The following is a 14,442-nucleotide window of genomic DNA, read 5'->3' as shown; positions in this document are numbered from 1 at the left end:
TTAAATTACATGCTTAATTCATCCCAGTATTCAACTGCACGACGATAATGCGGTATAACGATAGAGCCGCCTACCAGATTCGCAATCATGAATACTTCATTAATTTCTGCATCATTCACCCCTGCATCAAAACATTTCTCCAGGTGATATTTGATACAATCATCACAACGTAAGACCATTGAAGCTACCAGCCCCATCATCTCTTTACTTTTCACATCCAGTGCTCCTGCTGCATAAGTCGTCGTATCCAGCGCAAAGAAGCGCTTGATATTTGTATTGGCAGTTTCCATTATTCTATCGTTCATTTTTGAACGGTAGTCATTAAATTCTTCTACTAATTTACCCATAATATTAAAAGCTGATTATAGTTCTTCTGCCGGATCCCAAAAAAGGGTTTTGAAGTCTTTTACTTTATCCTGATCGACAATCACTCCTTCATTTTCCAGTAATTCCTGCATCAGTTCTGGTGTAGGAAAATGAAATTTACCTGTAAGTAATCCCTTATGGTTTACTACCCGGTGAGCCGGTATTGGAGGCAAAGCATCATGAGCATTATTCATAGCATACCCTACAAGACGAGAAGATTTTCCCGCGCCGAGTGCTTTAGCGATTGCTCCATAGGAAGTCACTCTTCCTTTAGGAATTAACCGTACTACTTCATAAACCTGCTCATAAAATGATTGTTCCATTAGTCAAGTGAGAATTGTATGTAATTTATATTTTTATCCTGTTTTAAATAGATTCTTTCATAATGTGTCTTGATCTTTAATACATCATCATAGAATTCAGAAGTATATAAATGATCTGTTTTTTTATAGCAGGGCAAATTCAGCTCTTCAACTTTTTCAACGGTATAGGCATACAAACCATCATTATCAGTTTTCAGGTTGATTTTACCTCCCGGTTTTAAAAAACCTTTGTATTTATTCAGAAAACCAGGAAAAGTCAGTCTTTTCTTTTCTCTGCTATCCTGAGGCTGCGGATCAGGAAAAGTGATCCAGATCTCATCTACTTCGTTCTCCCCAAAATAGGCAGCAATATCTTCAATCTGTATTCTTAAAAAAGCCAGGTTACCAATATTTTCATCTACACCTGTTCTTGCTCCTCTCCAGATACGGTTACCTTTCAAGTCTATACCAATAAAATTCTTCTCCGGAAAGAATTTAGCCATATTGACTGAGTATTCTCCTTTACCACAAGCCAGTTCTAAAACAACCGGATTGTTATTTTTAAAATGCTGCTCGGCCCACTTGCCCTGAAGTTCCATTCCCTCTTCCATCTGATAGACATTCGGAAAGGTATCAATTTCAGCAAATTTTCTTAACTTATCTTTACCCACTATTATTTTTTTTTGCAAAAATACAATTTAATCTTCTCAGAGCCTATAAACAAATTGAGCTGATGATTTATTAAACAGCGCCCTTGGTTATGCTCATTTCTAATTCGTATTTTTGTATAAATACTATATCAAAATAAATTGGAAAAGAGCGCAAAAATATACATTGCAGGCCACCGTGGGATGGTAGGATCGGCTATTCATCGTAAACTGACCAGTCAGGGTTATACCAACCTGATTACCCGGACTTCATCAGAATTAGACCTGAGGAACCAACAGGCTGTAGCTGATTTTTTTGCTCTTGAAAAACCAGATTATGTATTTCTTGCTGCTGCAAAAGTAGGTGGCATTATCGCCAATAATACATATCGGGCCGATTTCCTTTATGAAAATCTGGCCATACAGAATAATGTAATTCATCAGGCATATGAAACTGGTGTAAAAAAACTAATGTTCCTGGGGTCAAGCTGTATCTACCCGAAATTAGCGCCTCAACCCTTAAAAGAAGAATACCTGCTAACAGGTTTACTGGAAGAGACTAATGAGCCTTATGCGATTGCTAAAATTGCCGGGATCAAATTATGTGACGCTTACCGCGCTCAATATAATTGTAATTTCATTTCTGTTATGCCAACCAATTTATATGGCTATAATGATAATTACCATCCTCAGAATTCTCATGTATTACCTGCCCTGATCCGCAAATTTCACGAGGCAAAAGTTAACGGAACACCGGAAGTGATCATCTGGGGCTCAGGCTCACCCATGCGTGAATTCCTGTTTGCAGACGATCTTGCGGACGCCTGTTACTTCCTGATGCAAAACTACAATGAACCTCACCTGATCAATATTGGCACAGGAGAAGATTTAACCATAAAAGACCTGGCTTTATTAGTCAAAAAAGTGACTGGCTTTGAAGGAGCGCTGACTTTTGACAGTACAAAACCTGATGGCACTCCCCGTAAATTAATGGATGTGTCTAAGCTGCACAATCTTGGATGGAAACATCAGGTTGAACTGGAAGATGGTATTCATCTGGCTTATCAGGACTTTTTAGCTAAACATATTTAGCCTTTCTTCGTATAGCTAAAATTTATACATTTGCATTAGAAAATAAATTTTAGCTATATGACCTTAGTTCAACTGGAATATATTGTAGCAGTAGATACTTACAGAAGCTTTGTTGGTGCCGCTGAAAAATGCTTTGTGACTCAGCCAACGCTGAGTATGCAGGTACAGAAGCTGGAAGAAATGTTAAATGTAAAAATATTTGACAGGAGCAAGCAACCAGTAATTCCTACTGAAATCGGTTCTCAAATTATAGAACAGGCTCGCCAGGTCCTTCAGGAGAGTCAGAAAATCAAAGAAATCATCAGTAGTCAGCAGCAGGATATTGTTGGCGAACTAAAAGTTGGCATCATCCCAACTGTTGCACCTTATCTGCTGCCACAGGTAATTGCCGCTATGATGGAGAAATATCCTGATTTAAAACTATTGATCTGGGAATATACAACCGAAGACATTATTCATCATCTTAAAACAGGAGTATTGGATTGTGGTATTCTGGCCACACCGCTTGGTGATAATTCAATCACGGAAATTCCTATGTATTATGAGAATTTTGTAACTTATATCAGTAAAAACAGCAAACTTTTTAAGAAGAAAAATATTGATGCAAACGATCTGGAAGACGAAAACATCTGGCTGCTTAATGAAGGCCACTGTATGCGTTCGCAGGTGTTAAACATCTGCAGATCTACAAAAGACAATCGTTTACAGGGCTTAACATATAATACAGGAAGTGTAGAAACACTTATTCGCATGGTAGACATGAACAACGGGGCTACTTTACTTCCTGAGCTGGCGCTAGCCGAACTTACAGCCAAACAACTAAGTAAGGTCAGAACATTCAAATCGCCAGAACCTGTACGCGAGATCAGTCTGGTTACCCACAAGAACTACATTAAGAAAAGAATGCTCAACGCCCTTAAGGAAGAAATTTTAGCTATCATTCCTAAAACAATGAAGCAAAAGAAGAAAAAAGATGTTGTAGGTATCTAAGTAAAGATTATCATAAAAAGGAAAGCCGTGATTTACTGTTATCGAAATATCCAAATGGATGATAACAGTAAATCGCGGCTTTCTCTTTTATTTTAGAAGATCCTTAAAGCTTACGCTTTTTTGAAACGTTCAGCAACAGCATCCCAGTTTACAACATTCCAGAATGCTGCAATATAATCAGGACGTTTGTTTTGATATTTTAAATAGTAAGCATGCTCCCAAACGTCCATTCCTAAGATTGGAGTACCTTTAACCTCAGCAATATCCATTAATGGATTATCCTGATTAGGCGTCGAAGAAACAACTAATTTACGGTCAGCACCTACGCTTAACCATGCCCATCCTGAACCAAAACGGGTTGCGCCTGCTTCAGCAAATTTAGTTTTGAAATCAGCAAAAGAACCAAAAGCAGCTTTAATTGCTTCAGCCAGTTCTCCTGTAGGTTCACCACCTTTATTGTGCCCCATAACTTCCCAGAACAGAGAATGGTTAAAGTGGCCACCACCATTGTTTCTTACCGCAGCAGGAAACTTAGAGATGTTTTTAATGATCTCATCAAGACTTTGCGACGCTTCAGCTTTGCCTTCCAATGCTTTGTTTAGGTTTGTAACATAAGCCTGGTGATGTTTATCATGGTGAATTTCCATGGTTGTTTTATCGATATGCGGTTCTAGTGCATCTGTTGCGTAAGGTAACGCAGGTAATTCAAAAGCCATATTATTGTATATTTAAGTTTAAAAATAATGGTTCACAAAGATAACATTCAAGACTAAGTATTGTTCAGTATTTTGTCATTTAGCCACGCTTGTTCTTAAAAAAACGTTTCATAAGCGCCGCACATTCTTCTGCCAGCACTCCTTTTTCTGTCACTGTTTTCGGATGAAGCAGATTAGCATTCCGGCTTGTAAATCCGCGCTTCTCTTCTGATGCACCATAAACCAGTCTGCTGATCTGAGTCCAGTAAGCTGCTCCGGCACACATTACACAAGGTTCAACTGTCACATAAAGTGTACAGTCTTTCAAATACTTGCCACCAAGCGTTAAACTGGCTGCAGTAAATGCCTGCATCTCCGCATGCGCTGTAACGTCATTTAATTGCTCTGTAAGATTATGCCCGCGTCCAACAATTCTGCCTTTACAAACGATAACAGCACCGATAGGAACTTCATCATGGTCAAATGCTATTTGTGCTTCCTGTAAAGCAAGCCGCATATAGTGCTCGTCTTCTTTAGGCAAATCATTTTCTCCGGAAAAATTATAATAACTCATGGATCAGCATAATTTACTCCCGTTGGGAACTTTCCCCATAAGCGTAGTTAATACAATACTTCCGTGCTCATCTGCAAAACCGGTTACCAAAAACTCTGACATAAATTTGCCAATCTGTTTTTTTGGAAAATTAACAACTCCAACAATTTGTCTTCCCACCAGTTCTTCTTTGGTATAGTGAGCTGTAATTTGTGCACTGCTCATTTTTTCTCCGTACTCACCAAAATCCACCCTGACTTTATAGGCTGGTTTTCTGGCTTCAGGAAATTCCAGGACTTCTAAAATTGTGCCTGCTCTTAATTCGACCTTCTCAAAATCATTCCAGTCTATATGCTCCATATTTGATATCCAATTTTGTACAAGGATAAAATTACGAATCTTCAGCTTATAAAGCCATATATTGCGTATTGCTTTTTACTACCTTTGTAACATGATTGATGTTGTACTGAAAAAAGGCAAGGAAAAGGCCGTCCACCAAAAACACCCCTGGATATTCTCAGGTGCTATAGATAAAGTTAAGGGTAATCCATTAAACGGAGAGGTTATCAGGGTTCTTGCAGCCGACCAGTCTTTTTTAGGTTACGGTTATTACAATGGACAGTCACGTGTCGCTGTGCGCCTGCTGGAATGGGAAGAAGACAACATCATTGATAAGGCATGGTATCATTCAAGGTTAAAAAATGCGATTGCCTCAAGGGCACATTTGCTTAGCGACCTGGAAACAAATACCTGTCGTCTGGTATTTAGTGAAGCCGATTATCTGCCGGGACTAATTGTAGATAAATACGCCGATTATCTTTCTTTACAAATCCTGAGCGCAGGAATGGAGAATGTTAAAGCAGAACTGATTGAGATCCTGATTGCAGAATTAAACCCTGTTGGAATCTTTGATAAAAGTGATGCAAATGCACGGACTCATGAAAACCTGGAGGTTTCACAAGGTTTACTTTGGGGAGCAACACCACCGGAATTTATTGAAGTAAAAGAAAATGGTGTCCGTTACCATATTAATATTGCAGATGGACAGAAATCAGGTTTTTACTGTGATCAGCGTGATAACCGCGAAATTCTCGCAGCTTATACCAAAGACAAAGAAGTTCTGGATTGTTTTTGCTATAGTGGTGGATTTACATTGAATAGCTTAAAACATGGAGCTAAACATGTAACCAGCGTAGATAGTTCAGCACTGGCAATAGAAACACTAAAACATAATCTCGGCTTAAACGGCTTCATGGAGCATCAGCAAACCAGTATACAATCTGATGTTAACAAACAGCTACGCAGTTTTAAAGAAGATGGAAAAACTTTTGATGTGATCATTCTTGATCCACCAAAATATGCGCCTTCAAGATCAGCACTGGACAGGGCTGCCCGTGCTTATAAAGATCTGAACAGATTAGGTATGCTGCTACTTAAAAGCGGTGGTATACTGGCTACTTATTCCTGCTCAGGAGCGGTTGATCTGGAAACTTTTAAACAGATTATTGCCTGGGCTGCTTTGGATGCAGGCAGAGAGGTACAAATTATTAAACAGTTTCATCAGCCTGAAGATCATCCGATACGGATTTCCTTTCCTGAAGGAGAGTATCTTAAGGGATTATTATTAAGAGTATTATAATATTATAAATTGATAGTAGGGGTAGCAAACAAATCTGCGTTTTATTTGTAATTACATAACGTAAATATTACAGATGCTTATAGTACATAATATCAGATTAAGCCGTATTCTCAGAAACACATGGCAGGTAGACCTTATCATGATCGTATCCTGCACAGGAGCTTATTTAACACGGGCGTTTCTGATTAAACATCATTTTGAAATCCCTGCTATCATTCCTGCCGTTTTAGGTACAGCAATTGCCTTTTTTATTGGATTTAACAATAATCAGGCGTACGACCGATGGTGGGAAGCCCGCAAAATATGGGGCGCACTGGTCAACGATTCCAGATCATGGGCCAGAAGTGTAATTACCTATATCTCGCAGAACGAGATCAGCGACGAGGAATTCAAAACACTGAAAAACAGAATGGTTCGTCGCCACATCGGTTTTTTATATGCCCTTAAAGCGAAACTCAGAGGTGCTGTTGACGAGAATTACCAGCAATACATGGAGGAAGCTGACCTGAAGGAGATCAATCAGCATAGTAATGTACATAATGCCATTCTTACTCTGCAATCCCGGGAATTGCAGCAATTAAATAAAGATGGAATGATAGATGGGTTCCGTTTCATAGAACTGAATCATCTGCTGATCAGATTTTCTGATGAAATGGGTAAAGCAGAACGTATTAAGAATACGGTTTTTCCTACTACATATAATTATTTCACCAAGGTATTTATCTGGTTATTTATAGTCTCTTTAACCCTGGTTGTAAGTCATGAAGCCGGTTTATGGTCAATTTTTATTGGCTGGCTGGTAGGCTTTGTTTTTGTTTCCACACAAATTAACGGAATGAGCCTGATCGATCCATTCGAGAACAACTCTTCTTCAGTTCCATTAAACCAGATTACAAGAACGATAGAAATCAATTTACTGGAAATGATAGGTGCAGAGAAGATCCCTGCACCGGTAAAGCCCATAAATGATGAATATATACTTTAATCTTATTATTCTTCTTCTTTAAAATATACTTTGTAGTAGTTCATAGATTTATCATCGTCAAAACCTTTTTCGATAAGCTCTTTATTTCCGTGAATGTAAATGTGGAAGTTCTTATCGAGCTTAAGTACACTTTTAAATGCCTTAGCCTGTTTTTTGACTGCAGCACCTGAGATATCAAAACTATCAGCTATAGGCGTTTCAAATTCTTCCTCATAACTCTTTTTATAGTTCTTGAAAGATTCTATACCGTCCTTATTGCCTATGACCTCGTTAGAGAACTCATCCATATCAAAGCTTTCCTTTTCTTTGAAATACTTCATAGAGCGGTTCAGCAGATCTATTTTATCTGCCTTGGTAATATCATACTCCTGATCGAGTTTCTCGGTTACAAAGCTCTTATATACTCCCAAAACATTTTTGGTTTGGTTATAATTATCATTTCTGACTCTGAGTTTTAGAAATTCGTCTTTCCAGTAAACAGCCTCATTGCTCCTGTTAGTCTGATCTATTACGGCTACCTTATAACCTTCTTCTTTTTCTGTATTAAAAATCAGACATCCTTTATCCAATTTATTGATATTGATAGCCTCTTCTTCATAACTCAAGGCAAAACCTGCCTGCTCAGGATAAACTTTTATATAAGCTTCTTTGGTTTCTGATTTAAAAATACCAATTGCATCATGCAGCTCTCCTTCTATCTGAACATTTTCAAAATAGGCAACATACAGTTCTCCTGCTTTTATTTTAGGGTGATTAGAAGTCTCATAAAGATATTTAGCCAGCTGCTCGCTGTTTTTATGAAAGGTTTCCCCATTTTCAAATATCTGTCCGATAAAGTGATAAACCTCATTCAGATTTAAATCATCGTTAGGATGAAAAAACCGGAAAATCTCATTTATTTTCTCATAAGGACTCAGGAAATACTGGATCAGGAGATTCTTTAACTGTTCATCCTGAATTTGCATTGAGGCTTCAGATAATACATAAAATTCATCCTGTACCTTATTGCCAATTCTATGTATAGAAAGCTCTGCCAGAGACGCTTCAGGGAAATAAATCATATTATTTTAATTTTAGCGCTGTTAACGGGGTCGCAAAAATAATTATTTTTCTTCTTTTGCGGTATTTCTAAGTTCAACAGGTTTGGTCGATTTTTTTTTCATTTTCAGATTCAGCAACTCTACCAGCACAGAGAATGCCATCGCAAAATAGATATATCCTTTAGGGATATGCTGATCAAGACCTTCCGCCAGCAGTGAAACACCAATTAGCAACAGGAACGAAAGGGCCAGCATTTTCACGGTAGGATGATTATTAACAAAGTCACTGATTGCATTTGCAGAAACCATCATGATAATTACAGCAATAATTACCGCAGCAATCATGATTTCTACATGCTCTGCCATCCCAATTGCCGTAATTACAGAGTCTAAAGAGAAAACAATATCCAAAATAAGTATCTGAACAATCACACCAGCAAAAGAGTGCACTTTAACCTTCCCTTCTTCTTCTTCTTCACCTTCCAGTTTCAAATGAATCTCGTGCGTACTTTTATAGATCAGGAACATCCCTCCCAGAATCAGGATCAGATCTCTCCCTGAGATAGCCAGTTTTTCAAGCCATTCTTTATTGTCCAGACTAATCCACTCACCTACATTGAAAAGTGTTGCAGTAAGACTCATTACCCAGCTTAAAGACAAAAGCAATAGTACCCTGGTAATCATCGCAAGCCCCAACCCCAGCTGTCTGCCTTTTTTTTGCTGATGCGCAGGCAGCTTTCCTGAGAGAATGGATATAAACACAATATTATCAATGCCCAGTACAATTTCTAAAACAGTGAGGGTAAATAATGAGATCCAGGCTTCGGGCGTGCTAAAAAATTCCATATACTAATCGTTTTGCCGTAAAGCTAAAAAAAAAGCTTGTTGAATTAACCAACAAGCTTCACACGCCCAATTTTTTTGTTTTATTTAAAAGTGACAGATCCGTAGTCCGCATTTATACGAACATTTGACTTTCCACCGTTTCCAATCTTTCCTGTATAGGTTTTGGAATTGTCATCATCCTGAGATGCTCCCTGACGTACACTTACTCTCTCACCTGATCTAAATCCGCTATAGCTGGTCTGTACAGTAAAATCACCATGGAAGGCATCAGAAAAATTCAGTTTGGAGTCTACATAATCAGCATCAATAGTTAGATTCCTGCAACCCGCCCCTACTTCAACCACATCAAAACTATTATAACTCATCTTAAAATTACCATCTCCTCTTAAATTGCCAATATTTACGTTGGCATATTGTGCCCGGAGATCAAGTTTTCCTACAGTGCCTATTTTTACACTATTGTATTGCTGCTTAATTACTGCATTTCCTTTAATGTTATCGATTCTCACATTGGCATACTGCGCATCCAGATCAAGGTTCCCCACGTTGGTAATACTGATTCCGGATCCATATTGCTGCCTGATAACTGCATCACCCCTGATCGTATTAATAGTAACAGTCGCATATTGTGCATTTAAGTCCAGTGTTCCGGCAGTTGCAATGGTCAGACCAGATCCATACTGTTGTCTAACTACAGCCTTATTAATCTCTGTAATGACAGTTTTACCGTACTGGACAGAAACGTAATTATTTGTATTGGTCAGCTTTCCGGCATTAAAATCCCCATATTGTACTTTCGCATAAAGTGGCCCGGCAAAATCCTCCATACTTACGTTACCAAATTCCTGCGTTAAAGTCAGAGAATTTACTGCAGGCATATAAACCACATAATTTACCTTTACCTCTCTTCTCCTGTTACGCCCCGACCACCGGTTTCTCTCCCCTATAATAGTTTTACAGGTAACCATATCTCCGTTTTTCTCGGCAGCGATATTAACCTGATCAATTAATTTTTCAGCTTCTCTGTCATCATTACTGAATGCTCTGATCGAAACATCTATTTTTATTTCCTTCTTGTCCCAGATTTTAATCACCATTCCTCCATACTGGTTGTGAAGACTTATCTTATCTGCTGAACTCAATGAAAAGCTTTTGCTGAAATTCTTAGACCGCATCGGATCATCTCCATTCTGCTGAATAGTACTTTGGTCAGATGTGCTTAAAGATGTATTCACAGCATAAACAGGAGCCTCGCTAATTCTAAGATCTGTTTCATTTTGCGCATTGGCCAGGCTAAATGAACATAACAGGGCCCCTGCAAGGATCAACTTTTTCATATACTATTCTCTTTTTTATATTGACTAACTTCATTAATGATTGACAACTGCTGATTTAACAATTGAATCTGGATTTCCAGGTTTCTAACCATTGCTTTTACAACCATTTGCTGATTTGGGCTTCCCGCCATTTCTTTGGTCAATCCTTCATAGGTTTTATTCAAAACTTCAAAATCGGCCTTAAATTTATGATAGAGTTCAGGATTTGTTTTCGCGAAAGCCTGTAAACTGTCTTGTTTCTGCTCTATCAGGCTCACAAATTTAGTTTGCTTCTGTGCGTATACCGGGCTTACATCTGCTACGCTTATCTTATTCTTTTTCCCGGGAATGACATAAAGGAAAGTAACACCGAGCACAACAATCAATGATGCTGCCACTCCAGCCCATAACTGTACATTAAAAAGCCTTTTATGTTTTTTTTTCTGCTGTTCTTTTTTTTCCAGTTCTTCTTCGATTTTCTTCCAGAGCCCTGAAGAAGGCCGGTCTGTATCAAACGCCCTCTTGTTTTCCCTGATAAAATCTTCCAGTTTAGTACTCATCTCTTGCTCCTTTCTTTTCTAATATATTTCTCAATTTCGTTTTTGCTCTCATTAATTGTGATCTGGAAGTGACTTCCGAGATTTTAAGAATATGTGAAATCTCTTCGTGATCATAGCCTTCAAACAAGTATAAAGTAAGTACTACTCTATAGCCATCTGCCAGTCCTCTTACTGCTGCCTTCACTTCTTCCACTCTCCATTCCAGCTCTTCCGGATCCACAGCATCTTCTTCAGGAACCTCTACGCCGTCCAGACTTGTAAATTCCATCTTTCTTTTCCGCAGACAATTAATCGATTTGTTAACGATAATCTGTTTTAACCACAGGCCAAAAGTTGTATCTCCTCTAAAATCGCCAATTCGCATAAATGCATCCAGAAAAGCTTCCTGCACCACATCTTCGGCTTCGGCCTCGTGATTAACAATCCGAAGGGCCGCACTGTACATAGCTCTCTCATACAATTTGTATAATTCAAATTGTGCTGTCCGGCTTCCCTTACGGCAAGCATTAACCAGATCAATATTTTTGTCGATGTAAGCTGCTTCCAATGTCTTCGTATTCGCTATAAATGACGTGATGATTTTCCAAACGTTGCACGTTAACAAAAAAACTTTTGAATATACTTCGTTAAATCGACAACCATTTGTAATATATGGCTCAAAATGAATATTTTTGCGGCTTAATCCGATGAAAAAATGTTAAGAACAACAACTTGCGGAGCGCTTAAGATTGAGAATCTGGGCGAGAGCGTAGTTCTGTGCGGTTGGGTACAGAAATCCAGAGATTTGGGAGGAATGACTTTTATTGATATCCGTGATCGTTACGGCATTACCCAATTGGTTTTTAATATGGATGATAATGCTCAGCTTTGTGAAAAAGCCCGTAGTTTAGGTCGCGAGTTTGTGATCAAAGCTACAGGACTGGTTGTTGAGCGTTCCAATAAAAACCTGAAAATCCCAACAGGAGAAGTGGAAATTAAAATCACTGATCTTGAAATATTAAATGCATCAAAAATCCCTCCTTTCTTAATTGATGATGAGACTGACGGAGGTGATGATTTACGGATGAAATATCGTTATCTGGATTTGAGAAGAAACCCGGTAAGGAATAATATGGTTTTGCGTCACAGAATGGCACAATCAGTTAGAAGATACCTGGATGCTTTAGATTTTATTGAAGTGGAAACTCCGGTTCTGATTAAGTCTACTCCTGAAGGCGCAAGGGACTTTGTGGTTCCAAGCCGGATGAATACCGGAGAATTCTATGCTTTACCTCAATCTCCTCAAACCTTTAAGCAATTGCTGATGGTTTCTGGTTTTGACAGATATTTCCAGATCGTAAAATGTTTCAGAGATGAAGATTTACGTGCTGACAGACAACCTGAGTTTACTCAGATTGACTGTGAAATGTCGTTCATTGAACAGGAAGATATCCTGAATACTTTTGAAGGATTGATTCGTACGCTGTTTAAAGAGGTTAAAAACTTCGACTTGCCTGAGGTTCCAAGAATGCAGTATGCGGATGCTATGCGCTGGTATGGTTCTGATAAACCCGATACGCGTTTCGAAATGCGTTTTGTTGAACTGAACGAAATTGTAAAAGGCAAAAACTTCCCTGTATTTGATAGTGCAGAATTAGTTATCGGCATCAATGCAAAAGGGTGTGCGCATTACACACGTAAACAACTGGATGAGTTAACAGACTTCATTAAACGTCCGCAGATCGGAGCTACCGGCCTTATTTATGCAAGACATGGTGAAGATGGTTCTATCAAATCATCTGTAGATAAATTCTATGCTGAAGAAGATCTTAAACAATGGGCTGAAGCTCTTCAGACACAGCCTGGTGATTTAATGTTACTGATGGCAGGAACTAAAGATAAAGTACGTAAACAATTAAGCGAATTACGTCTTGAAATGGGTTCAAGATTAGGATTACGTGATAAAAATGTATTCAGTGCTTTATGGGTACTTGATTTCCCTCTTTTAGAATGGGATGAAGAATCTGAGCGTTATCATGCGATGCACCACCCTTTCACATCTCCTAAACCGGAAGATATCCCTATGCTGGATACCAATCCTGGTGAAGTCAGAGCCAATGCTTATGATATGGTGGTCAATGGAACTGAAATTGGTGGCGGATCTATTCGTATTCATGATCGTACACTGCAGGCATTAATGTTCAAGCATTTAGGTTTCAGTCCTGAAGAGGCTCAAAAACAATTTGGCTTCCTGATGGATGCTTTTGAATTTGGAGCTCCTCCTCATGGCGGTATTGCTTTTGGATTTGACAGACTTTGTTCAATTTTTGCCGGCCTGGACAGCATTCGTGATGTTATTGCTTTTCCTAAAAACAACTCCGGAAGAGATGTCATGATTGACAGTCCTGCAACAATTGATGAGAAGCAGCTTAAAGAACTAAAAATCAAGACTTACTTGTAAGAAGTAAATAGAAGAATATTTAAACTTCGTCAATTATAAGTACAAAAGCCTTTCAGTGTTCACTGAAAGGCTTTTGTACTTATAAAAACACTAAAAAGTTTCACTATCCGGCGGAATTCCATAGTCGACAAAACCAGGTTGTTTTTCTTTTTTCTTTTTACCGGTAAACAACCCTTTTACGGTATTAAATATCGCAGAAAGATGTTCTGCATCCAGCGTCTTTCCAACTTTGCTTGTAGCGAGTCCAACCAACGCTTTAGTAATAAACCCAGAGCCTTTAAACAGTGTGCCATTCATCAATATAGGCAATACCATAGACATCAGTTTACTACTGATATTCAGCTTATCATCAACTTTTAAAAATGCAGATGGTGTAGCATATTTTTTAATCAGGCTGCCAAAGGTAAACTGTTTCAGATAACCCTTTACATCATCCTTTATCATCTCTTCCTGCATCTTATAATCAACCTTAAGACTAATCAGTCTTACATTAAGATCCTGCAGGTTATTGATATCATACTTTTTGCTCATCTTCCTCGTCCTCCTGTAGTTTTTTAAAATATTTCCTGATCGTGAAATTGACAATAACCTTTTCAATGAATTTCTCTTTAGTCATATATACAGCAACAGCCAGGAAGAGATACAGTAGTGCAACACAACCAAATCCAGCAGTATAGCTGGAAAAAAGGGTAGATAAGAATAGTGCAAGAGTAACTGTTCCTAAAATGAAGGCCAATACAAAACAAATGGCCACAATAGCATTAGTAACCAGATCAGCAAATACTTTAGCTGATCTTTTTATTAAGACCAGACGTGCATATTCAATACGTGTATCTACGTAAGTCTTCGCTTCTGAAAATAATTCCTCAATATTCTTTTCTTTCTTTTCCTCCATTGGTATTTAAACTTTAACTTATTACGGTCTCCCGATGGGGACTTCCCGTATAATCACTCATTATCAGGAATATGCT

At 38.4% G+C, this 14,442-nt stretch carries 18 protein-coding genes; 5 read left to right on the top strand and 13 right to left on the bottom strand.

The features are described 5' to 3' along the window. Positions 1–5: 5 nt before the first annotated feature. From PL_RS15745 to trmB, 3 genes are read right to left on the bottom strand one after another with little or no spacing between them, the layout of a single operon-like run. The gene (locus tag PL_RS15745) at positions 6–347 is read right to left on the bottom strand and encodes a carboxymuconolactone decarboxylase family protein (protein ID WP_041882030.1); all 342 of its coding nucleotides are present in this window, start codon (positions 345–347) and stop codon (positions 6–8) included. 15 nt (positions 348–362) lie between these two features. Continuing rightward, positions 363–689 carry an MGMT family protein gene (locus PL_RS15740; protein ID WP_041882029.1) on the bottom strand — a complete coding sequence of 109 codons (327 nt, stop codon included), beginning with the start codon at positions 687–689 and terminating at the stop codon, positions 363–365. After that, the gene (trmB, locus tag PL_RS15735; RefSeq protein WP_348621864.1) at positions 689–1,339 is read right to left on the bottom strand and encodes a tRNA (guanosine(46)-N7)-methyltransferase TrmB; all 651 of its coding nucleotides are present in this window, start codon (positions 1,337–1,339) and stop codon (positions 689–691) included. Before trmB ends, PL_RS15740 begins: the two co-directional genes overlap by 1 nt. Before the next feature lie 138 nt (positions 1,340–1,477). Between trmB and fcl the strand changes: the two genes are divergently transcribed. Together fcl and PL_RS15725 are read left to right on the top strand one after the other, a co-directional pair. Continuing rightward, entirely contained in the window at positions 1,478–2,407 is a 930-nt protein-coding gene (gene fcl, locus PL_RS15730; protein ID WP_041882027.1) for a GDP-L-fucose synthase, read from the top strand. 57 nt (positions 2,408–2,464) lie between these two features. Then, positions 2,465–3,397 (top strand): hydrogen peroxide-inducible genes activator, encoded by a 933-nt coding sequence (locus PL_RS15725; RefSeq protein ID WP_041882024.1) that lies wholly within the window; start codon positions 2,465–2,467, stop codon positions 3,395–3,397. Positions 3,398–3,507: 110 nt separating this feature from the next. Here the strand turns inward: PL_RS15725 and PL_RS15720 are convergent, their stop codons facing one another. The 3 genes from PL_RS15720 to PL_RS15710 form a co-directional block, all read right to left on the bottom strand. Then, positions 3,508–4,113 carry a superoxide dismutase gene (locus tag PL_RS15720; RefSeq protein WP_041882022.1) on the bottom strand — a complete coding sequence of 202 codons (606 nt, stop codon included), beginning with the start codon at positions 4,111–4,113 and terminating at the stop codon, positions 3,508–3,510. 79 nt (positions 4,114–4,192) lie between these two features. Beyond that, on the bottom strand, positions 4,193–4,666 hold the full coding sequence (locus tag PL_RS15715; RefSeq protein ID WP_041882020.1) for a nucleoside deaminase: 474 nt from the start codon (positions 4,664–4,666) through the stop codon (positions 4,193–4,195). A gap of 3 nt (positions 4,667–4,669) precedes the next feature. Next, positions 4,670–5,005, bottom strand: a complete 336-nt coding sequence (locus PL_RS15710; protein WP_041882018.1) for a tRNA-binding protein — start codon at positions 5,003–5,005, stop codon at positions 4,670–4,672. A gap of 91 nt (positions 5,006–5,096) precedes the next feature. Between PL_RS15710 and PL_RS15705 the strand changes: the two genes are divergently transcribed. Next, positions 5,097–6,284 carry a class I SAM-dependent rRNA methyltransferase gene (locus PL_RS15705; RefSeq protein WP_041882016.1) on the top strand — a complete coding sequence of 396 codons (1,188 nt, stop codon included), beginning with the start codon at positions 5,097–5,099 and terminating at the stop codon, positions 6,282–6,284. A 73-nt stretch (positions 6,285–6,357) separates the two neighbouring features. Further along, positions 6,358–7,269 carry a bestrophin family protein gene (locus PL_RS15700; RefSeq protein ID WP_041882013.1) on the top strand — a complete coding sequence of 304 codons (912 nt, stop codon included), beginning with the start codon at positions 6,358–6,360 and terminating at the stop codon, positions 7,267–7,269. 5 nt (positions 7,270–7,274) lie between these two features. On the opposite strand, the gene PL_RS15695 is transcribed toward PL_RS15700, so the two are convergent. From PL_RS15695 to PL_RS15675, 5 genes are all read right to left on the bottom strand, one after another. Beyond that, positions 7,275–8,330 (bottom strand): nucleoid-associated protein, encoded by a 1,056-nt coding sequence (locus tag PL_RS15695; RefSeq protein ID WP_041882011.1) that lies wholly within the window; start codon positions 8,328–8,330, stop codon positions 7,275–7,277. Positions 8,331–8,372: 42 nt separating this feature from the next. Next, positions 8,373–9,155: a TerC family protein gene (locus tag PL_RS15690; RefSeq protein WP_041882008.1), complete on the bottom strand. Its 783-nt coding sequence runs from the start codon at positions 9,153–9,155 to the stop codon at positions 8,373–8,375. Between the two features lie 80 nt (positions 9,156–9,235). Next, positions 9,236–10,492: a hypothetical protein gene (locus PL_RS15685; RefSeq protein WP_052496273.1), complete on the bottom strand. Its 1,257-nt coding sequence runs from the start codon at positions 10,490–10,492 to the stop codon at positions 9,236–9,238. Continuing rightward, positions 10,489–11,031 (bottom strand): hypothetical protein, encoded by a 543-nt coding sequence (locus PL_RS15680; protein ID WP_041882005.1) that lies wholly within the window; start codon positions 11,029–11,031, stop codon positions 10,489–10,491. The genes PL_RS15685 and PL_RS15680 overlap by 4 nt, the downstream gene beginning before the upstream one ends. Then, positions 11,021–11,578, bottom strand: coding sequence for an RNA polymerase sigma factor (locus PL_RS15675; protein ID WP_041882002.1), 558 nt, complete (start codon positions 11,576–11,578; stop codon positions 11,021–11,023). Before PL_RS15675 ends, PL_RS15680 begins: the two co-directional genes overlap by 11 nt. A 147-nt stretch (positions 11,579–11,725) precedes the next feature. On the opposite strand from PL_RS15675, the gene aspS reads away from it, so the two are divergent. Further along, positions 11,726–13,471 (top strand): aspartate--tRNA ligase, encoded by a 1,746-nt coding sequence (aspS, locus tag PL_RS15670; RefSeq protein WP_041882001.1) that lies wholly within the window; start codon positions 11,726–11,728, stop codon positions 13,469–13,471. Between the two features lie 90 nt (positions 13,472–13,561). On the opposite strand, the gene PL_RS15665 is transcribed toward aspS, so the two are convergent. Further along, positions 13,562–14,002 carry a hypothetical protein gene (locus tag PL_RS15665; protein WP_041883461.1) on the bottom strand — a complete coding sequence of 147 codons (441 nt, stop codon included), beginning with the start codon at positions 14,000–14,002 and terminating at the stop codon, positions 13,562–13,564. Continuing rightward, a complete protein-coding gene (locus PL_RS15660; protein ID WP_041883462.1) occupies positions 13,986–14,366 on the bottom strand; it encodes a hypothetical protein in 381 nt (126 codons plus the stop codon). Before PL_RS15660 ends, PL_RS15665 begins: the two co-directional genes overlap by 17 nt. Between the last annotated feature and the right edge of the window lie 76 nt (positions 14,367–14,442).

It is taken from the genome of Pedobacter lusitanus (genome assembly GCF_040026395.1).
In the GTDB taxonomy this organism is placed as follows: domain Bacteria; phylum Bacteroidota; class Bacteroidia; order Sphingobacteriales; family Sphingobacteriaceae; genus Pedobacter; species Pedobacter lusitanus.
The sequence above is the reverse complement of the archived record's forward strand: the minus strand, read 5'-3'. Positions and strand labels throughout refer to the sequence as shown.